The organism is Aneurinibacillus migulanus, from assembly GCF_001274715.1.
GTDB lineage: Bacteria > Bacillota > Bacilli > Aneurinibacillales > Aneurinibacillaceae > Aneurinibacillus > Aneurinibacillus migulanus.
In genome coordinates this window covers 3,005,242-3,025,674 of the sequence record NZ_LGUG01000004.1, presented here as the reverse complement: position 1 = coordinate 3,025,674, position 20,433 = coordinate 3,005,242, and the positions used below count along the sequence as shown (strand labels likewise).

Annotated in this window: 20 protein-coding genes and 2 pseudogenes; 5 read left to right on the top strand and 17 right to left on the bottom strand. The window is 42.1% G+C overall.

Translation table 11 applies throughout. The features are described from left to right. Positions 1-62: 62 nt before the first annotated feature. Positions 63-272, bottom strand: a complete 210-nt coding sequence (locus AF333_RS16385; RefSeq protein ID WP_043065282.1) for an alpha/beta-type small acid-soluble spore protein — start codon at positions 270-272, stop codon at positions 63-65. A 345-nt stretch (positions 273-617) separates the two neighbouring features. On the opposite strand from AF333_RS16385, the gene AF333_RS16380 reads away from it, so the two are divergent. After that, positions 618-1,841: an IS701 family transposase gene (locus tag AF333_RS16380; protein WP_043065383.1), complete on the top strand. Its 1,224-nt coding sequence runs from the start codon at positions 618-620 to the stop codon at positions 1,839-1,841. Between the two features lie 10 nt (positions 1,842-1,851). Here AF333_RS16380 and AF333_RS16375 read toward each other — a convergent pair whose 3' ends face one another. From AF333_RS16375 to AF333_RS16340, 9 genes and pseudogenes are all read right to left on the bottom strand, one after another. Further along, positions 1,852-2,847, bottom strand: coding sequence for a hypothetical protein (locus tag AF333_RS16375; RefSeq protein ID WP_074715185.1), 996 nt, complete (start codon positions 2,845-2,847; stop codon positions 1,852-1,854). 84 nt (positions 2,848-2,931) lie between these two features. Continuing rightward, positions 2,932-3,918, bottom strand: coding sequence for an arsenic resistance protein (locus AF333_RS16370; RefSeq protein WP_043063403.1), 987 nt, complete (start codon positions 3,916-3,918; stop codon positions 2,932-2,934). 14 nt (positions 3,919-3,932) lie between these two features. Beyond that, positions 3,933-4,661, bottom strand: coding sequence for an MOSC domain-containing protein (locus tag AF333_RS16365; RefSeq protein ID WP_043063404.1), 729 nt, complete (start codon positions 4,659-4,661; stop codon positions 3,933-3,935). 21 nt (positions 4,662-4,682) lie between these two features. Further along, positions 4,683-5,612, bottom strand: coding sequence for a PD-(D/E)XK nuclease family protein (locus AF333_RS16360; protein ID WP_043063405.1), 930 nt, complete (start codon positions 5,610-5,612; stop codon positions 4,683-4,685). A 158-nt stretch (positions 5,613-5,770) separates the two neighbouring features. Continuing rightward, a complete protein-coding gene (locus tag AF333_RS16355; RefSeq protein WP_043063406.1) occupies positions 5,771-6,742 on the bottom strand; it encodes a 2-hydroxyacid dehydrogenase in 972 nt (323 codons plus the stop codon). A 279-nt stretch (positions 6,743-7,021) separates the two neighbouring features. After that, on the bottom strand, positions 7,022-8,965 hold the full coding sequence (locus AF333_RS16350) for a sigma-54-dependent Fis family transcriptional regulator (RefSeq protein WP_043063407.1): 1,944 nt from the start codon (positions 8,963-8,965) through the stop codon (positions 7,022-7,024). Positions 8,966-9,169: 204 nt separating this feature from the next. Then, a complete protein-coding gene (locus AF333_RS31910; RefSeq protein WP_074715188.1) occupies positions 9,170-9,532 on the bottom strand; it encodes a hypothetical protein in 363 nt (120 codons plus the stop codon). Between the two features lie 3 nt (positions 9,533-9,535). Further along, positions 9,536-9,619, bottom strand: a pseudogene (locus AF333_RS37490) (class I SAM-dependent methyltransferase); the annotation flags it as partial. Next, positions 9,585-9,830: a hypothetical protein gene (locus tag AF333_RS16340; RefSeq protein WP_052811671.1), complete on the bottom strand. Its 246-nt coding sequence runs from the start codon at positions 9,828-9,830 to the stop codon at positions 9,585-9,587. The gene AF333_RS16340 and the pseudogene AF333_RS37490, both read right to left, overlap by 35 nt. Positions 9,831-10,050: 220 nt before the next feature. Between AF333_RS16340 and AF333_RS16335 the strand changes: the two genes are divergently transcribed. Beyond that, positions 10,051-11,220: an MFS transporter gene (locus AF333_RS16335; RefSeq protein WP_043063408.1), complete on the top strand. Its 1,170-nt coding sequence runs from the start codon at positions 10,051-10,053 to the stop codon at positions 11,218-11,220. A gap of 166 nt (positions 11,221-11,386) precedes the next feature. Here AF333_RS16335 and AF333_RS16330 read toward each other — a convergent pair whose 3' ends face one another. From AF333_RS16330 to AF333_RS32915, 3 genes are all read right to left on the bottom strand, one after another. Next, positions 11,387-11,632, bottom strand: coding sequence for a DUF2164 domain-containing protein (locus tag AF333_RS16330; RefSeq protein WP_043063409.1), 246 nt, complete (start codon positions 11,630-11,632; stop codon positions 11,387-11,389). A 231-nt stretch (positions 11,633-11,863) separates the two neighbouring features. After that, positions 11,864-15,142, bottom strand: coding sequence for a DEAD/DEAH box helicase (locus AF333_RS16325; RefSeq protein WP_043063410.1), 3,279 nt, complete (start codon positions 15,140-15,142; stop codon positions 11,864-11,866). Beyond that, positions 15,139-15,366 (bottom strand): MarR family winged helix-turn-helix transcriptional regulator, encoded by a 228-nt coding sequence (locus tag AF333_RS32915; RefSeq protein WP_139189007.1) that lies wholly within the window; start codon positions 15,364-15,366, stop codon positions 15,139-15,141. The genes AF333_RS16325 and AF333_RS32915 overlap by 4 nt, the downstream gene beginning before the upstream one ends. A gap of 5 nt (positions 15,367-15,371) precedes the next feature. On the opposite strand from AF333_RS32915, the gene AF333_RS35480 reads away from it, so the two are divergent. From AF333_RS35480 to AF333_RS16315, 3 genes are all read left to right on the top strand, one after another. Further along, positions 15,372-15,533: a hypothetical protein gene (locus AF333_RS35480; RefSeq protein ID WP_235496517.1), complete on the top strand. Its 162-nt coding sequence runs from the start codon at positions 15,372-15,374 to the stop codon at positions 15,531-15,533. Positions 15,534-15,688: 155 nt separating this feature from the next. Beyond that, the gene (locus tag AF333_RS16320; RefSeq protein ID WP_043063411.1) at positions 15,689-16,336 is read left to right on the top strand and encodes a TetR/AcrR family transcriptional regulator; all 648 of its coding nucleotides are present in this window, start codon (positions 15,689-15,691) and stop codon (positions 16,334-16,336) included. A gap of 142 nt (positions 16,337-16,478) precedes the next feature. Further along, on the top strand, positions 16,479-17,735 hold the full coding sequence (locus tag AF333_RS16315) for an MFS transporter (protein WP_043063412.1): 1,257 nt from the start codon (positions 16,479-16,481) through the stop codon (positions 17,733-17,735). A gap of 97 nt (positions 17,736-17,832) precedes the next feature. Here AF333_RS16315 and AF333_RS16310 read toward each other — a convergent pair. From AF333_RS16310 to AF333_RS16295, 4 genes and pseudogenes are all read right to left on the bottom strand, one after another. Then, positions 17,833-18,162 (bottom strand): annotated as a pseudogene (locus AF333_RS16310) (hypothetical protein); the annotation flags it as partial. Positions 18,163-18,385: 223 nt separating this feature from the next. After that, the gene (locus AF333_RS16305; RefSeq protein ID WP_043063414.1) at positions 18,386-18,802 is read right to left on the bottom strand and encodes a DoxX family protein; all 417 of its coding nucleotides are present in this window, start codon (positions 18,800-18,802) and stop codon (positions 18,386-18,388) included. 60 nt (positions 18,803-18,862) lie between these two features. Beyond that, positions 18,863-19,723 carry a M56 family metallopeptidase gene (locus AF333_RS16300; RefSeq protein WP_043063415.1) on the bottom strand — a complete coding sequence of 287 codons (861 nt, stop codon included), beginning with the start codon at positions 19,721-19,723 and terminating at the stop codon, positions 18,863-18,865. Further along, the gene (locus AF333_RS16295; protein WP_043063416.1) at positions 19,720-20,136 is read right to left on the bottom strand and encodes a BlaI/MecI/CopY family transcriptional regulator; all 417 of its coding nucleotides are present in this window, start codon (positions 20,134-20,136) and stop codon (positions 19,720-19,722) included. Before AF333_RS16295 ends, AF333_RS16300 begins: the two co-directional genes overlap by 4 nt. Positions 20,137-20,433 lie beyond the last annotated feature (297 nt).

The following is a 20,433-nucleotide window of genomic DNA, read 5'->3' as shown; positions in this document are numbered from 1 at the left end:
TGTAGGCTGGAGGGGTTGGCTGTTATGCAATCGCTACAAGTTAGTACTTATGCACAGATGGATCACTGATAACGTCCACTGAGCTGTTGTTCAGCCATTTGTACAAGACGCTTGGTAATTTCGCCACCTACGGAACCATTTTGGCGGGAAGTTGTATCCGGGCCAAGCTGTACGCCGAATTCAGCAGCAATTTCGTATTTCATCATATCCAATGCAGCGCGTGCTTGCGGTGCAACCAGATTGTTGGTATTTCTGCTCTGTTGTTGAGCCATAGTAGAATGCCTCCTGTATAGTAAAGTGTAGGTAATAACAGTCTTACAATTCCTCGTAGACTAAGATTTTATACACGAGACTGGAAATTTTTTAAAATTCCTCGTAAACATTTATTTTCCATCCAACTTGAAAAGGCCCGGTGTTTCCACCTTCTCCGAAGAAAAAATCCTTAATGGTTAAAGTGAGGAGCCCTAAATCGGGTATTATGTCATCATAATCCCTTTTTTACTGGACTCTTGTAAAAAATTTGTCGAAAAATGAGCAATAAAAAAGGACATTCCGACCTTTTATAGAAGTTTGGGCTACCACACCTAAAACCACTCAAAAGGAGAATGTCCACTTTTATGGTAACTTTTCACTCTTCTATCGTCAAGTTTGTTTTTGCGCTGAATTTACTCTTATCGAAGCCACAACACCGACATTTGCTTGCTTTTCTTCATGGCATCATTCTTTGCGAGGGCCGAGTCAACATCAGCCAAATTCGACGATCATCCAACCATGATCGCGACCTTAGTTGTATGACTCGCTTTTTACAGGAATCTCCTTGGAACCCCCAATACGTTACGAAGCAGCGGCTTTCCTATTTGATGGAAACCATTCGCCAGACGCGTGCCAAATGGGGAGATACACGTCCGATTACGTTCCTGATTCTAGACGACACACAATGTAAAAAAGAACGTTCCACTGTGAAAATGGAGGGTCTCGATTTTCATTATTCTCATTCAGAAGGAAAATCGGTCTGGTCTCATTCGCTCGTGACGGCTCATGTGGTAACGGATGATCTCTCGGTTGCCTGGGATTTTCGTTCCTATTTTCGAAAGGAAGACTGCAAAGAGCGAAACGTCCCGTTCAAAAGTAAAAATGACCTGGCGATTGAACTCCTTGAAACCTATTCTTCTTCACCAGATGAACACGTATATGTCCTGATCGACAGCTGGTACACCAGTAAAAAGCTGATCGATGCCTGTACCAAAAAGGGATTTCATGTCATTGGTGCGTTTCGCTCGAATCGAATGATCGCTCCGTTTGGGATGAAAATCAAAACGTCCACATTTGCGTCCACCATTCTTCGCCCGACTGACCTCTGCCCCGTTACCGTAGACGGTCAGACGTATAAGGTGTACGCGTATGAAGGACCGCTGAGCAACATGGAAAATGTGCGTGTGTTTCTGTCCTGGGAAGACAAGTTTGACCCGAAAAAACTACCGTTTTGCCTACTGTGTACGGATACCAGCCTGGATGTCGTGACCGTCCTGCGCCACTATGCCGTACGCTGGCAAATCGAAGTTGGGTATCGGTACTTTAAGGAGTTGCTTGGTTTCGATCAGTACCAGCACCTTTCGCACAAAGGGATCGAACGATTTTGGACGATTCAGTTTCTGGCGTATACGTTTCTTGCGCTTGAACAGGCGAAAGGAAAACGCCATTCGCCGTCGCTCACATTAGGAGATGTGGTACGTCGTATTCGAAAGGACTGTATGGGGCAGCTCATTTTGTATGCCTATGAACAAGGATGGGCACAAAAACCTCTGGTTGAAGTGCTTAAAAATCTAAGACTATCCTCGTAATCGTTACATTTTATTCTTTTACGCCACCCGTATGCCCATTTTTGGGATCGGACGGAAAAATGCAAGAGTCCAGTTTTTTAGTAATTGTATAATTAGCAGGTAAACATGTAGTTCCCGGATTATCTTTACAAAGTGAGAAGAGTACAACCAAATCATGATGAAAATCAGTTCTAGGACGTTTTGGCTCTCGTATTCCCCATTTTTCCATACATTCTAAAATAAGACTCTGTGTTTGTGGATATCTCCTTGCTGTTTCAATCAGACATCCTACAGAACCTAATCGAGTGATTTCTTCATACTTGGTTTTAAGCTTCCATGTACATGTAGTCACTAGATGCCATAGCCATACACGACAGGTCTTATCACTATCTGGTATGTGTGAATCAAAAAATCCTTTACGTACAGCTGCCCACAGAGCGGAAAGTGAATTGTTTTCTAATGTAGGCGTTTCTTTATTACGAAAAATTGTAATAAGATCATTAATCTTACATGATATATCGACACCTTGCTCCGCAAGACTCCAATAAATACTACATATATACTCTTTCGTTTGTTTGTCACTGAAGTAATGAGGAGATAGGATTCGATTTATTGCTTCCTTCGGAAAAGCTATCCCCATACGAAGTGCTTCGTTTAAAAGAGCAGCTACACGATACTGCAGATATAGTTCAGTTTGTGATTTTTCACGTTCCTTTCGATCTAGATGAAGAAGGCGTGATATGGGTGAAATAACAGGCTCAAAATCCGCTCCTGCTGTGAGACATTCATGCAGTACTTCCAAAATCATAACCATACGTTCAGGGCTATGTACTGTTTTATAAAAGCCATTGTTCCCCATTTCGTGTCCTATATTTATGATGTAAGAAATAAGTAAGGATGTAGCTTCCGTTGCCGCTATTGGAGTATTTACTGCTAGAATAAGGTTATTTTTAATGCTATGACAATTTTCCGGTTCTGCTACTATAAAGTTTTGTATTATATGTTCTACATTTTCTTTCGGACTCATTATGAACCCCCTCCTCTTTCTTTCCGAAATATACAATTACTACAGTCTTTACCTTTGTCAATAATCCATAGTGTCATCCATCTCTTATTTTTGCTTGTCTACCATGACAGCGTCCCGTAAAATTACCCGTGGTATCAGACGAACATAAACCAATTCACCAACAAGTTCGACGAGCGTCTGAGTAACAATGACGGCAGACACCAATCGATTCATAGGATCAGGTAAAGCCAGGGCAAACGGAAGCACGACGAGGGAGTTACGTGTTCCGGCACTGAAGATAAGCGCACGTCCGGACTCGGGATCGAGGCGGAACATACGGACAATCAGACGGGCCAAAAGCGGTACGATAACCATGAATGCCATATAAACAGGAATCACCTGGCTAATCAAGGCAAAGGAATCGTACAATCTTCCAATTTGAGATGCGATAACCACAAAAAGCGTTATAGCCATAAAGGGCACCGGGAGCCAAGCTGTAGCAGCAAGGAATTTTTCCCCGATAGGCTTCTGCTTTGCCCATAGTTGTGTAACAAGCGCAAGTGCCAGCGGAAGTACGATAAGACCGAAAAATGCTTCAAGAAACGGTTGAATACTAACGATTTTGGCGGCTTGCTCCCCCATAAATATCCATAAGTATATAGGAAGAAAAACCATCTGCGTAATAAAAAGAATTGGGGTCGAGACGAGGATAAGCTTCTCGTCTCCTTTCCCGAGATGCGTGAACACAATAACATAGTCAATACACGGTGTAAGCAGGACAAGATAAATTCCCAGCAGCAAAGACGGATGGTCCGGAAGAAAGCGCGTCAATGTCCAAACAAGGGCAGGAATGATAAGGTAGTTCACTGTAAGTAGTGCATAAGTAAAACGCTGATTGGAAAGCGCCTCTTTTAGCCGGAGAAAAGGGATCTGGGTGAACATTCCGTAAAGCAAAATCGCAAGAATAAAAGAAATCGTCCAATCCAATGTCGTGCTAAATGCCGGCCATGTAAGACCAATGCCAGCCGCAATACCGATCATTACCACGTAAAGCCATATCTGGTTATTCTCTACTTGTTCTCTTGAAATCATCTTCTCTTCCTACGCTATAAATGATCCACTACATGAATCTTATCGCCGACATTGATTTTTCCTGGTTTGATTACAGAGGCATATACGCCAAAATGATTCTGCCTTTCCTGCACAACCGTTTTCAGCAGAGAAGAATCCTGCACATATGTGTCAGGATTAATCGTGATAATCATGCAGCGTTCGCAGTGTCGTTTCACTTCCAGCTCCGCCTCTCCTATTTGCAGCCGTTTTCCAAACCACGATTCTTCTACAAAAGGAACAGGTTTGTCTAGAGAAATAAGTAGATTAGGTCGGAAGCGCCGATTGTCTACTTTTCCTCCCCAGAGTTTTTCCAGCTGGGCAAGTGATGCATCTGTTGTCAGCAATACGTGTTCCTCTTCAATTGCCCCTAACGGTACTTCTTTCGGATCGTATTGTATGGTTGAAATCGTTCTGCCACTTCGTTCCTCAAGCTCTAGCGTGAGTTCTTTGTCACCCCAGAGATATGTTTTTCCATCAGGAGTGGTAATTTGTATGGCCGGAAATTCATTCGGATTTTCCTGTCCGATAAATTCAGCGCAATACCCAATCATAGCCGGAAATTGGGTTGCTGTTAAAAAGTAACCAGGACGCGTCTGATCTAAAAACGCGTGGCTACGATCCCCATACAAGCCGTAGGATTCAATCGTTGTATTCTGGACACTTTCGCCACGAAAAGACTTCACAGGATGGCGAACAATCTCTTTAAGTTCTCCAACTATCACCCTTCATCTTCTCCTTTCACTCTATTGCTTCTCTGTGCAGACCTGGCGGAAATTGCACATTCCACATACACTTGTCTCCCCTGCTCCAGCGAATCGTTCTATTGGAAGCGGCCGATTATAATATGTGTCATCCAGATAGCTTTCCATGCTTCGCACACTAGCAGAAATTTTATGTCGAATAATGTCCACATCTTCTTCGGTCAGAACGCTGCGCATACAAAATCCGTCCAGCAAATATTCGGTCCGTACTTCGATGTGAGTAAGAGGTACCCCATAGTATTCATGGAGATACAAGGCGTAAAGCCGCAATTGTTCTTCGTTTTTCTCCGCCACTTTTCCTGTCTTCCAGTCAGCGATAACGTATGTTCCATCGCCGCGCCGGTACAATGCATCCAGTTTGACATAAATTTTTTTATCGTTAACGATAAAGTCGTTTAACTTCTCGACTTCAAGAATCGTAATGTTGTCTGCATCGCGAATCTCACGCCAGCTCTCGCTCATCAATAAATGTTCCGCGCATACCGCAATACGGTTGCCTACAGCTTCCACGCGCTCGCGTGGCAGTTCTCCCCCATAATACATTTCATGAAGCATTGTATATTGTTTAGGATATCCCCACCACTCCGCCTTTTTTTTGGAATCCTGATAGGCAGTATTCAATGCGCCGCGTATGTATGTAACGATTTGTTCTTTTGTCGGATATGTCCTATTTTGTTCACGCAGAGTAATCAGCTTTTGCGCGGCCGTATGTACCGCGTCGCCCAAAACCAGATAAAGATTGGTCAGTTTTTTTAGACGGTACGTCGTTTGTGCGTCCGGTGGCGCGCTCAGAAGCCATCCGCCGTGTGAAGCGTAATAATGGTAAAAATATTGACGCTTGCAAGCATGAAACATTTGGTCGCGTGATAGAGACCACGACCATTCGGGATATGGCTTAGTCTGATAGGGCATGTATTTCCCCCCTCTTGGTTTGCCGTATTTTCCCCTAGTATAATACAAAATACCACTCTAGCTAAATAATGGAGTTGGCAATAACAAACAGCCCGTCCTTTTTATAGCTGGCAAAGCGGGCTGCTTCATATAAACATACTATCTTAAGAATGAACTGCTTACTTCGTTTTTACTTCAAACGGAAGCGGCTCTTTTCGCAAGCCTGCGATGAGGTTTTGGGCTGCGAGTACGGCCATCTTGATTCTTGTATGGATACTGGCGCTTCCGATGTGCGGCAAGGCTACCAGATTTGGAAGCGAAAGCAATGGATGGTCTGATGCTACAGGCTCGGTTTCGAATACATCGAGGCCAGCGCCCCATATCGTTCCAGTTCGGAGCGCATTATATAGTGCCTCTTCGTCTACGTTACTGCCACGTGAAGCGTTAATAAACACGGCACTTGGCTTCATCTGTTTAAATTCCGCTTCACCCATGAGATGACGTGTTTCAGAAGATGCGGGTGCGAGAAGTACAACAAAATCAGACTTCTTCAGCAGATCTTCCATCGAGCAATATACGGCACCCAGCGTCTCTTCTACTTCTGGCCGCCGGCTCCGATTATGATAGAGAATCTTCATATCAAATCCGGTTGCACGCCGTGCTACGCTTTCTCCAATGCGTCCCATTCCGATAATACCAAGCGTAGCCCCGTAAATATCCTGTCCTGTTAAAAGCATCGGGCTCCAACTCTTCCATTGTCCCTGGCGCAAGTAGTCCGAGCTCTCTACGAGTCTGCGAGCAGTTGCCATTAATAATGCAAACGTCAAATCAGCAGTTGTCTCTGTTAAGATGCCAGGTGTATGACCAACCGGTATACCTCGTCGCCTGGCTTCAGCTACATCAATATTGTCATAACCGACCGCCATCGTGCTAATGACCTCTAAATGCGGCGCATGGTCCAGCAAGTTCTTGTCAATCCGGTCGCCTACAATTGTATACAATGCAGCGGCGTCCTTTATTTCTTCCACGAGTGTTTCATACGGAATCACATTATCTACGGAATCCCAAACGTATACATTGCCGTGTTCCTTAAGCAATGCCATCGCCTCTTCAGGAATGTTCCGTGTAACCACGATTTTTTTTTGCTTCATCTGCCCACCTCTTTAATTAGGGAATTGTATCAAATTTCATTACAACTGTTTTCGATAACCTTGCAGAAAGTCCTTTTTAACAGAGGTTACTGATGCAATAATAAACAAAAATGTCGCATAATTAATCATCACAGTTTCTTTTTTGAACATAAAATAATTAATCTGCAACACATATAAATTATGTTTCATAAATAGACAAATAAGTGTCGTTATGATTCATTTTGAAACAAAAAACAGAGCGAAACATTCGCCCTGTCTAAATGAAAAATAAGAACCCTTCTATTCCTTGATCTTTCGCCATAAAGTAGTTCGGTTAATCCCCAAACGCTTAGCGGCCTGGGATTGATTATTGTTTTCCTCCTTAAGAACACGCAGAATAATTTCTACTTCCAACTCTTCCAGTGTTTTTCCGGTTATATCAATGCCACTTCCCACGTTTTCCGAGGGGAGCGTCTGTTTTCTTTCTTCCTTATGTACCCTTTCCTCGACTCTTAGTTCGGACGGCTCTGGCTCTCGTCTTTCTGTAGGTTCGGGTACGGTAAACAGTTCTTGTATCGTCGCTTCTGCTTCTTCACCTTCGATAAACAACCCGGTGGCGGCACGACACAGTTTCTCTGTTACATCTTTTAGTTGGCGGATGTTTTCAGGCCAGGGAGCTTCCTTCAAACGTGCGGTAACCTCGGGTCGAACGCCTACGATTTGTTTGCCTTCCTGCATATTAAAGGAAACGATAAACCAGCGAATGAGTTCAGGAATGTCTTGCTTGCGTTCACGCAACGGAGGAAGACGGAGAACGCCGCCATGCAGAAGACGGTATAGCTCTTCTCGAAATCTACCTGCTTCCACTTCGCTTTTCAAATCGCAGAAATGGGCGGCAATTAGCCTGGGAGAAGACGCGGAAGATTGTAGATGGTCTATCTGTTCCATAGAGTAACAGCGCTGCAAGAGATGAATAAGTCTGTCTTGCAGTACGAGCGGCATGCTGCCCACATCTTGCAAATACAATGTGCCACCTTTTGCTAGAGTGAAGATGTTCGTACCTTCTTCCCCGGCTTCCTCAAATAATTCTTCTGCCATTCCTTCGTCAATTGCCATACAATCAAGTACAAGGAAAGGGCCCTCCCGCCGTGAACTCTCGTTATGGATCGCTTCTGCTAGACTTTGTTTCCCCGTTCCCTTTTCGCCGTAGACAAGGATGGGGGTGTCATGCTTGCTGAAAAGGCGTGCTGTTTCAATTGTCTCCCCCATTTCTTCCGTAGTAGCAATAAGATGAGGGAAATGCACCCGGCTCTGCTGCGGTGTGAAAGAGAGATGAGACATACGGTTTTCCAACTGTCTAAGCCCGCTCATTTCCTTGCAGATAGCTACAGCACCGATAGGTTTTCCATCAAGGTATAGTAGGCGTTTTTTGACCAGCATATTTTGACCGGCTACGCTATGTACTTCTTCTATCGGAGAACTTTGTGCCTTAATCATGTCAGCAAACCGTAATAGCGGGTGCATCTCACTTGCTAAATTTTCCATGACTTGCTCTGCTTCGATATTAAGTAATGATTCCGCCTTTTTGTTTACCAGTTGAATGACCTCTTTATCATTAACGGCTACGATGGCATCCTCATATTCACTCAGGATGCCAGTAAGAAGCATGTGTTGTTGTTTTGTACGGCTGATAGCTGCCCCTAATCGTTTAGCCTCTTTCAATGCGCTTATTACCGCTTCTTGTCCGGGAATAATTGCGAGCACATGCACACCGTAGCTTGCCGCTTCAGCCTGTCCTATGATATCACTGACGATCGCTTGAATCCCTTGAGACGCGGCTTGTTGTACCACAGGGAGTCGCTCCTCTTCTTGCTCGACCGGAAAAAAGGCGAGCGGCATCGCAAGCAGTGTTCCAATGGTTTCGGCCCCCTGTAAGATGCTATCGCTTCCCAGAATTCCGATTTTTCCCGGAAATCCTTGCAAGAGTGTAAGTGTTCGAATCATATCATAGCCGGAAGTATGAACTTCCACGACAGGCAGGCGGCAATGCTGATGCAGCAGTCGTGCCGTAGCACCATGACTAATAATGACATCGTACCCGTTCTTTTCTTGCTCTTGGGCAATTGTTAGTCCTTCCTGTTCCTTTCCGATTTCTACGGTTATTTCTTGCTGCAATTTTAAACTTGCTTCAATGAACAGCTCTTTGAGTCCAGAAGAAGGAGCTATCACAAGTATGCGAGCCATTTCGCCTCCCGCCTCCTTTGTTTATTTTTGCAACAGCAATCGTTTTATTTTGCTACATAAAGTATACCCAAGGAAATGGTTGGTTGCAAGAAAGCGTGGATGTTATCGGACGTTATAGTAATTAAAAGCTCTTTAAAATCACAATCGAGCAACGATGAGGGATAAGTAATTCTTCATTAGCAAAACCTTCGTTTAGTCTTTTTTCTAACTCGTTATCAACACATTTTCTTTTTTTGTCATCCATTGCAGCAAGCCAAGAAAGAGCCCGTACACGACCACGCCATCCTTCGTGTGAAAAATGAGCCGTATAATCTTGTTCCAACTATCTATTAGGTGAAATCCAGCCTTTTCCCATTCATTAAACCAGGAAGAAGGAAATCCGTTTTTAAATTCTTTTGCTTCAGCTTTTGAATCGGCACTTCGTAATATTCCGTCTGATGTAAACCGTTTTATAATATTGAGCGTTTCATAAACCACTCTACTCTCATTCGAAATAAATCCGGAATCCATGACAACCAAGTATCCTTTTTCTTTTATCATTCGTTTTATTTCAGTAATTGTTTTCAAACGGTCAAACCAATGCCATGCTCGAACGGCTGTAAAAACATCAAAAGTTTTATCAGGTAAGTTCGTTTTTTCTGCTGGAGCATTTATGTAGGTAATATCGATTTTCTTTATGAATTTCTTGTGCTTCTTTCAAAAGTTCTTCTGCTGGTTTAATACCTGTAACCTTATATAAATGTACATATTCTTGTGGTGGGAGGTAAGAAAAGAAGGAAGGATGGTGGGCGGGAGCGGTCGGAACAAACACGTCCGCCTTTCTTCTGCCGGGGCGCAAGGCGTATCCCCCCTCTTCTTTCCCCATCTCTCCTACTTCCAACCACGTTACCCTTTCAAAATATTAAGTGTAACTTAGCCACTCAACTAAACTTTATTTTACGGCCAAGTTATGCTTCACTGTCCAGATGCTAAATATTACTCCTATAGGTAAATATTATTCAAACATAAGATTGTATATTTTTCCAATAACAGATATGATAATATCTGATAATTACAAAAATACAACAGGAGAAAACGCTTACAATATGAACTACCGTGTATACTTATTGGCCTTCACGGCATTTGCGGCAGGATTAGATGAAAATATTATTGTTGGAACCCTTTCCTTCATTGCCAGTGATCTTCATGTCTCTGTTAGTGCCGCTGGTCAGTTAACGAGCATCTTTTCCATTTTTTTTGCTATTTGTGCTCCTTTCCTATTATCATGGACTGCATCTTTAGAACGTAGAAAGTTGCTTCAATGGACGCTTTTTATCTTCGCTATAAGCAACATAGTTGCGGCGATGAGCACAAGCTATTCCCTACTGTTCGTCATACGTATTGTCTCTGCGGCAAGTTGTTCTTTAATCATTGTATTAGCTACTACGATAGCAACCAGCATTGTTCCTGATTCACATAAAGGAAGGGCGATTGGCTTTGTGTTTATGGGCATTAGCGGCTCTTTGGCTCTTGGCGTTCCCTTTGGCGTACTGTTAAGTAATTTTTTTAGCTGGCGAGCACCATTTGTATGTATCTCTATGCTTGCATTCTATCTCGCTCTGTTTATACCGCTTGCTTTACCTAGAATCGCACCAAAGCCAACCGTTCCTTTGAAAAAATATTGGCTTCAACTAAAAAATATGAAAATGCTTAGCGGTCAGTTTATCTCTGTCTTGATGATTGGCGGCCACTTTACCTTATTTGCTTATTTAACCCCTTATGTTCAACAGGAATTACAAATTTCCGGGAATATCATGAGTCTTGTCTTATTATTTTTCGGTGTGGCAGCGATCAGTGGCGGGTACCTTGGGGGATGGCTCTCGGATTGCCTGGGACCGAGGCAAGCTGTTGTCCTCATCCCATCGCTCTTTCTCGTCTTTTTATTTAGTTTGCCTTTCATGACCCGTTCTCTGTATTTATTTCTTCCATTTATGATGATTTGGAGCTGTCTAAGCTGGACGATCTCTCCTGCAGTTCAAAACTATCTTATTCATAGTGATCCGACTAATGGGGATGTGAGTATCGGGATGAACACTTCTGCGATGCACGTAGGAGTAACTGTCGGTTCTGGGATTGGTGGACTGGTTATTTCGTGGGGCTCGATCGATTGGAATCCATGGGTGGGAAGCCTAATCGTCGTCTTATCTATTCTATGTGCGCTTTACTCTACTTCTCGAAAATCTATTATTGAAGAAAATGTGTGGAGGGAAGGATAGGCAGGTTCATTCTTTTGTGCTGCTAAATAGTAGCATTGTCGGTACACTTTATATTAATTGAGACACAAAAAGGGTAACCAAATCTTCCTGTGGCTGCCCTTTTTCTCATCGTCTCTTTTACTATCGTTTCCCTTACTTTATTAATAACCATGGTTTATTCATCTTTTTAACGTAGGGGTTTTTCTAAAGCATAGATTTCTTCTTCAAGAGAATCAAATTGTTGCTGAATTACCTTTCTTACATCGCTTAATGCTTGATTATAAATAATCGGCGCTATTTTATTTAACATAAAATCAAATAACTGTTCAGCCTCTAAATTACCTAAAGAGTCATCTCTTTCTTTACTAAAATAAAGTTGAATGTTAGTTATAATGGTGTCTTTATGCTCCTTTGGTACTTTCTTAATAAACATTAAAAAACCTCCATTTCATAAAAATATGTAAAGTTGATTTGTGATTTAGTGTTCCAAAACGGGGGTGTTGAACAGAAATAACAGCTTCCATGTCTTGTTGACGATTAAAGAACGCTTTATATTTTTCGGGCAAATTAAAAAACATCGCATTCAGCTCCTCGGTTAATCCAGCCATCGAATCTATAATTAAATCGGTTGTCATGGGCTAATACCCGACGTGCTGATATTTCATCATATCATCAAAATTTCCCGGATATCCTGTTCAGTCAGGGCAGACAATGTTTCCTGGCCCGGCTGGATTACTTCCTCGATCAAGTTCTTCTTTTTCTGCTGAAGCTCGTACATCTTGTCTTCCACAGTGCCTTGGGTGACGAGGCGGATCACTTGTACCACGTTCTTCTGCCCGATGCGATGTGCACGGTCAGCCGCTTGCTGCTCCACGGCAGGGTTCCACCATAGGTCGTAGAGGATAACGGTGTCCGCCCCAGTCAGGTTCAGGCCAGTACCGCCAGCCTTTAATGAGATGAGGAATAAATCTCGCTCACCTTCGTTAAACCTGTTGCACAACTCTACGCGCTCGGAAGTAGGGGTTTTGCCGTCTAAATAAAAATACGGCACTCTTTGATAGGCCAGCTCCCGCCTAATCAATCCCAGCATCTCGGTAAATTGTGAAAATATCAGCATCCGCTTCCCCGCGCTCCGGCATTCCACTATAATCTCCATCAGCTGCTCGAATTTAGCCGAGCTTCCGGCATAGTCTTTGACGAACAAGGCAGGGTGGCAGCACAGCTGTCGAAGTCGGGTCAAGCCGGCCAGGATTTTGATCCGGTTTTTCTGAAAGCCTTTGTTCAGATGCTTTACTGTTTCCTGCTGCAATTCTGCCAAATAGGCTACATACAGCTTCTTCTGCTCTGGCAATAATTCGGAGGCCTGTAGCGACTCGATCTTCTCCGGCAGCTCCTTGAGCACGTCGGTCTTTAACCGACGCAGCAGAAACGGACGGACCCTCTTGGCCACAATTTCCCGAGATAAATCGTTGAATGCCTTTCTATCCGGGAATAATTCGGGGAACACCACGTCGAAGATGGACCACAATTCTTCTAACGTGTTCTCCACAGGAGTTCCGGTGAGCGCAAAGCGGTACCGGGCTTGAATCACCTTCACCGCCTGCGCTGTCTTCGTGGCATGATTCTTGAAGAATTGTGCCTCGTCCAAGACGAGAGTATGGAATGATTGCTCGGCATACAATTTGATATCCTTAAGCAAAAGCGGGTAGGAGGTGATGATGATGTCCACCCGAGATACATCCTTCAGAATATTACTACGCTCCACTCTGCTGCCGTCTGCGATCACAGCACGAATCTCTGGTGCGAACTTTTTCAGCTCATTCTGCCAGTTGTATATCAGAGAAGCAGGGGCGACGATTATTGCTGGTAGTTCCTGTTTTCTGATCTCAGGAAGTACGGAGACGATAAAAGCGATACTTTGTAGGGTCTTGCCAAGCCCCATATCGTCTGCCAAAATGCCGCCAAAACGGTAGTGAGCAAGTGTCTTCAGCCATTGGAATCCATACTTCTGGTAATCCCGAAGTATAGGAGCTAGACTGTCGGGTACGGGAAAATCCAAATTATCCGGATTTCGTATATTTTCCAAAAACTGACGAAATAATTTCCCTAACTTGACGGCATTTCCTTTCTCATAGGAATCCACCAAATGGAGTCCCCGGACTAATGGAAGGCGAATTTCCGTCCCTTTTACATCCCGTTGGCGAATGCCCATCCTATTCATGAACCGGATGATTTCCTGAAACTCTGCGCTTTCCAGCGGTAATAATGCCCCGTTCGGCAGCCGATAGTATTTGCGTTTCTCCTCAAGAGACTTCAGGAGATTACGGATGTCCGACTCAGAAATCCCCTCCATATCGAACCGGAATTCCAGCCAATCGAGTTGCTCAGCCACATCTACTGTTACCTTCGGAGGCGTATGTCCGGTATGAAGTCTTATTTTCACGGCAGAGGTTGCATATATTTGCACCAACTTCTCTAACTGTGGAACGATGTGGTATAGAAAATCGTATTCCGCTTCTTCATCATGCATGAAATATCCGCCTTCAGTCTTGGAGAAAGCGCTTTGCTCCATAAGTTCCAGGATACGTCGTTCCCGCTCCCCATCCCGCATGAGGATACGATCGGTACCGCGCTTCTGGTCGTGTCCTTCTAACGGATTGATGACAATATCACCATATTGAAACTCCAACCCGGCAAGCAGTCGATGTTTCACCCGATCCAAATACAGCTTGGCCTTCAGTGGTTTTTGCATAATGCGCTCGGAAACAGCTTGGGTGATGTGAATGCTACCTAGCTTCATCAGACCGGGTACCACTTCTTCCATAAAAGGTTCCATTTGCTCCGGTGGAATCTGGATTTGATGCTTGCGGGAAGTTTCTAGCATATGCTTCAGCTCTGAGAGACGCTTGCACTGATCGACTTGCAGCTTCAGCAACTTTCCTTCGGAAAGGACCACCCCGTATGATTCCATAATAATAATCTTTTCTAAACCTTGGACGGCTAATTGATAGCCTTTAGCTTGTGCTTCGTCGAACTCAAAGTGAAGTGGGAGCGGTTCGTCCGATAAACAAATCCTATCGAATATACTATTACCCTGCTTAAGCCGCACCGATGGAGCCTCGACAAGCAAGGGAAGAAGGATTTCCCATGAGAAAGGGAGAATCGGAAGCATCCGATCGTCGCTCTTATTGTTAACATGGACGGAACCAATGTTTGAGACTTCACTGTACATCTTCTCGTTCTGATAGATTTGAATTAACTGACGAATTACCGCATCATTTTCCTTTTGAAAGCTGTGAAGTTTTGGATCATAAATGAAATGCTTGGAGAATACATAGGCTTCTCTCCGATGGATTCGCTCGAGAAATTCTCTTACTTTATGCACGGTATACAGTCGTTTGGGCCCAACCTTCATCTCAATGCCGAACATGTACTTTCGATAATCGTAAGGAAAGGATCTGCAGGTGAACTCCACATTAAGGATTGTCCTTGTATCAAAGAGAGTTTGAGCACTGTTTGTACGCAGAGGCTTGTCGCCGAACAGCCTAAGCACATCGTTGGTCAGTTGAATATTTTCCGCTGAACTCTCAGAAGTTCTGCCCGTAGAAATGGCAATTTTGGGTTCTATATGCTCTGTTCCCCCAGAGAAGCTATTTTGTTGAATATCCATGATATTTAACAAGACAGCCGCGATATGTTGACAGTAATTGTCGTATGAATTAAGCGTGGGACAGGTGCATTCTGCATCCACATCCCCTTTTCGATTGATTTCGATGGTAACCTGGAAGTTACTGTTTCCTTTGACCGTGGCTTCGTAGATAGAAGTTTCAGGGTTATAATTCGTGAAGGTAACCTTTTTGGCCCGGTAGTAGACTTCTCCTCTTTCATAAGAGATTTGGCCACACAACGACTTAATGATCCATTTGGTCAACTGAAAGCTCATTGCTTTGGTCCTTCCTTTTCTTTAATTACTTTGTTGTTTAAGGCCTCACTCATAACTTTAGCTATATTAGGAAGCGCTTCTTCATACGCACGTCTTCCCTCTTCTGTTAATCGAACATAAGAACTTCGTCGATCCGTCTCACTGAAACAACGTTCAACAGTATGGCAAGTTTCCAATCTCGCTACTAATTGGGAAATAGCGTTCTGACTTTTATCTATATACATCTGATTTGATACATCGACAAATGTTTATGGTGGGAGTGGTCGGAAAAAGACACGCTGGCCTGTCTTCTGCCGGATCGCAAGGGGCATCCAACCTCTTCTTTTTTCCGAATCGCCTCCTTCCAACCACACTCCCCTGTCAAACTATCAAGTGTAATTTATATATGTAAGATTCTATTTACATTAACATTTATTTTAAGGGAAAGTAAAGATTAGAAGAGAGGATGTTTAACAAAAATGATCATAAGATAAATTGCATCTTTTTATAGATTAGACATATAATTATATTAGACCGGTGGTCGGTCTAATCGAAAGGAGTTTATTCATGCGAATCGTGAAAGAACATGAAGAACGAAGAAATGAAATTCTGGATACCGCAGAAAAGCTGTTCGTTTCCAAAGGATATATGAAAGCCACCGTAAATGATATTTTACAGGAAATAGGTATTGCAAAAGGAACATTTTATCATTACTTCAAATCAAAAGAAGAAGTAATGGATGCTATTATTATGCGGATTATAAATGAAGATGTAGCGACAGCAAAAAAGATTGCCTCCAATCCTAATATCCCTGTGCTTGAGAAATTGTTTCAGATTCTAATGGCACAAGTGCCGAAAACTGATGGAAACAAAGAAAAAATGATAGAACAATTCCATCAACCAAACAATGCAGAAATGCACCAGAAAAGCTTAGTACAATCTATTTTACATCTAGCACCTGTTTTGACAGATGTAATTGAACAGGGAATCAATGAAAATATTTTTGTGACCGCTTACCCGCAGGAAACAATAGAATTTTTGCTTGCTTCTGCACAAGTAATATTCGATGAAGGATTGTTTCATTGGCAACCTCACGAAGCGATGCAAAGGGCGAAGGCGTTCATCAGCATTATGGAAACTACTCTTGGAGCTGAGAAAGGCAGCTTTGATTACATTCTAGATATTTTGATGGGACAGTATGAAAACGATCAATAAGATAATGAAGAAATGTAGGGCAAGTTTACTCATACATATTGATATGCTTGCCTTTATATTTAGTTTTTTAAAATATAGACAGTACTTTATACAAAACTACAGACCGACAGTCGGTCTAATATCCCGATGAGAGGTATATACTATGCAAAATAATATGAATATAAAACCTTTCCCTAAAGATTTTAATCTGATGGTGCTTGGGCAAATTGTATCTATCCTGGGTTCTGCCCTCTTGCGTTTCGCCTTATCACTCTATGTATTGGATATAACAGGCCGAGCAGACATTTATGCTACCTTGTATGCGATATCGAATGCACCTCTTTTGTTGTCCCCTCTTGGCGGGGCTATCGCTGACAGATTCAACCGCCGCAACCTCATGGTGATTTTTGATTTTACAAGCAGCGCCATTGTATTGTGCTTTATTTTGTTTTTATCGGCTGGTAACACTTCCGTGATACTTATCGGTGTTGTCATGGTTCTGTTAGCGATTATCAGTGCTATGTATTCGCCCACCGTCATGGCAAGCGTTCCATTGTTGGTTGCGGAAAATAAACTGGAACAGGCAAATGGTATCGTGAACGGCGTTCAAGCATTATCAAGTGTAGCTGCTCCTGTTTTGGGCGGAGTGCTGTATGGCATTGTGGGTTTAAAAGTGCTTATCGTGATGAGTTGTATCGCTTTTTTCTTGTCTGCTGTATTAGAGATTTTTATTAAGATACCGTTTGTTAAAAGGAAACAGGATGGGCATATTGTACCGACCATTGTAAAAGATATGAAAGTTGGGTTTACCTATGTTGTCAGACAGCCTTATATTCTAAAATGCATGATCCTTGCGGCCCTTCTCAACCTGATTCTCACACCGTTTTTTGTTGTCGGTGGCCCCATTATTTTACGGGTAACGATGCAAAGCAGCGACACAATGTATGGTATCGGGATGGGTCTCATAGATTTTGCTACCATCCTGGGAGCATTGTCCATCGGCTTCTTTACAAAAAAGATGCAAATGAAAAAACTGTATCACTGGTTGCTCATGATTGCCCTATTGATTGTACCGATGGCTTTATCCATCACGCCCCTTGTACTTGGGCTTGGATACTATCCGTCATTCATACTCTTTATTTTGTGTGCAATTCTTATTGCAATGGCGATGACCATTATCTCTATTTTTGTTATTACCATTGTGCAAAAGAAAACGCCAAATGAAAATTTAGGGAAAGTCATGGCGATTATTACGGCGGTTGCACAATGTATGGCACCTGTGGGTCAGGTCATATACGGTGTAATCTTTGAAGCCTTTAGTATGAGAGTTTACCTCCCTACACTGTTTGTAAGTATGGCGATGATTTTAATGGCAGTTGTAACAAAGAGAATATTGCGAAACGAGAGGGAAACGGCATAATATGATTGAAAGAATACTCCTTAGAAAAAAACGAGGCTGTCTCAAAAGGTCGTTGAAAAACGACTTTTTCGAGCCAGCCCTTCTTTTTTTACCTGAATATGGATTTTAGAGGTTGCTTATCCTCGATTTTCTCGGATGTAATCGGTGTTTCTTCCCACTTTCCCTGAAAATCTGTTTCCTTTTCTGCCTGTTCATCTTCCCGTGTCACTTCTTCAATTGATGTAACAATCTGCTGGAATTTCTCGTCCAGCTTTTGATCATATTTTTCAGTGGACTTCCGCCAAACAAACGTATATTTGTTGGCATTGGCTTCGATTTCTGTCCCGTCCAAAAAGTAATCTTCCAGCTTCACCAACCCTTCCTTTTCAACCGCTGCATCCACAATTCGGCACAGGTGATGATCGGAGATTACGATCTCAATATCCATTGCAAGAACTAACTGGCGAGTGGTATAATGAGTGTACATAAGAAAATCGTTCCTTCCTGATATTTTGTTTGTTGTGGTGACTTCATTATATTAAAAAGAGCGATTTTCTTTTTTTTTACGTGAAAAAGGGTGCCCCAAAGTTACTTTTGGGACACCCTCGTTTTGTATGAATAATTGTAAAGACTGTGAGTTTTCTTTCTTTAGTCCTTCTCACTACAATAGCTTAGTTATTCCCTCTTTGAACAAATGTTGTAGTTCTTGCGAATGGGAGTTTGGAATCCAGGGAAAATAAAGAACTTCCATTTAACGTCAGATAAATGGCCATGACCATTAAAGCGAGGTCTAGTTCATATCCACCTACAAAACCAGCCGCCAATTTTACTTTTAGTATAGCCCCAAGCATAATAGCAACGAATAACGTGGAAACAATCCTCGTTCCAAGACCCAGAATTAAAGCAACTCCACCAACCAATTCAATTATTCCAACCGCATTGGCTGCAAATCCAGGCAAGCCTATACTTTGGAAAAATCCGGCCGTTTTGTCAATTCCGCCTTGGAATTTAACCAGACCATGTACAAAGAACGTTACCCCTAGTACCACTCTTAGAATAAGTGCGCCTATTTCTTGATTGTTTCTCATTTATTATTTCTCCTCTCAATTTTATTACACTACTTTATGTAGTGTTAGAAGGTAAAAAAATCAAGTGACAGCTAGCATAATCATGCTCATTAATAGGATCAGAATATAAACAGAAATCACAATTAATCTAGCTTCCATCCTTACCGGTATGGTTTTCTTGGGGTCTACCAATTGCTGCAACCTGTAGTTTACTGATCCATCTGAAAAATGAACCAGGATTGGCGTAGAATTTTCACTGAAGCAATTTTTAACTAACTTTAACAAAGTACTGCCCAAACTTAGTTCGGAACCCATTCTTTGAATCGCATATTCATCGGCTAATAACTCACTGATGATTTTATAATTTTGATAAGACCATTTGGTTAGTGGAATATACCAGAGAGTCTGCGATATCAACAAGAGAACAAAAATCTTCAAAGAGTCATAATTCTTTTGGTGAAAGGTTTCATGTTCCACGACTGCCCTCAGTTCATGATCCTCCAATATTTCAATTAAACTGCTAGAAAGAACAATATACGGTCTTCTGAAACCCACCGTAAATGCCAGCAATTGCTTATGATTAATAACCATAATGTCTTCATTCTCACGTTCAAATTCTTGATTCAAGATACCGGTTAATTCGGTATTTCTTAAACTTAAAATTTTTTTTCTAAACCTTCCCAGTAGAAAGTATTGTTGCACGGTTTTGATGAGTGTGATTAGTACGGTATAGACAATTAATGTGTTCAACACAATAATAATTAAAAAGTAGTAAAACGAACCTTCTCTGAACAAACTAATGCAAAACTTAAAAAAGTTGACTTGGAGGTTAACTCCAAAAAGGGCATGCGCCAAATATATCCCCATCTGACTCCATACCAGAATTGCAATGAGTAGACTCAATCCCATAACGAAGAAGGCCCTTTGCTTCCACCCCATCATAGTTTATCCTTCTTTAACTGTTGAATTTTTTTTTCTAATTTATCCAGTAAAGTTTGATCTACTTCTTTTAGTGAGTCGATCATGTGATTAATTACGACACCACCGAATTCATCAAGCAGGTTGTCGGTTAGTTTCTTAGACTGCTCTTCGATAAAGTCCTCTTTCGATTGGATAGGTCGGAATAGTGAAAGTCTCCCCTGTGCTCTTTTTTCTAAAATTCCCTTTTCCACCAATCGATTCATTACGGTCATGACGGTATTGAAGTTGATAGGCTTATCCTTTTCTAAGCGCTGTTGGACTTCTTTTATACTTAGTTCATTTTCTATCCAAAGAATTTCCATAATTTTGGATTCTAAAGATCCGAAGAAACGATTTAACCCTACCTCATCATATTTAAAATTCTTAATGTTCATTTCCTACACCTCACACTACAAATTGTAGTGTATAAATTGCTCAGTTTCAAGTATAACAAAATTATTATTAGCAGCCTATTCCTTTTTGCACTACACAACGTAGTTTTTAAAACTATAACAGGTAAAAGTTTATAGTTCAATAGCGAATTTTTTTGTTATTGAATGATTGTTGGCAGAAAATACAGAGGTAGACTAGGGATGCAGTATAGGGCAAACGAGTACGACGTGCTAATTGAATTTTTGTTAATCATCGAATAATCTATTGCATTCGATACTCATCGAATATAAAATATTCTC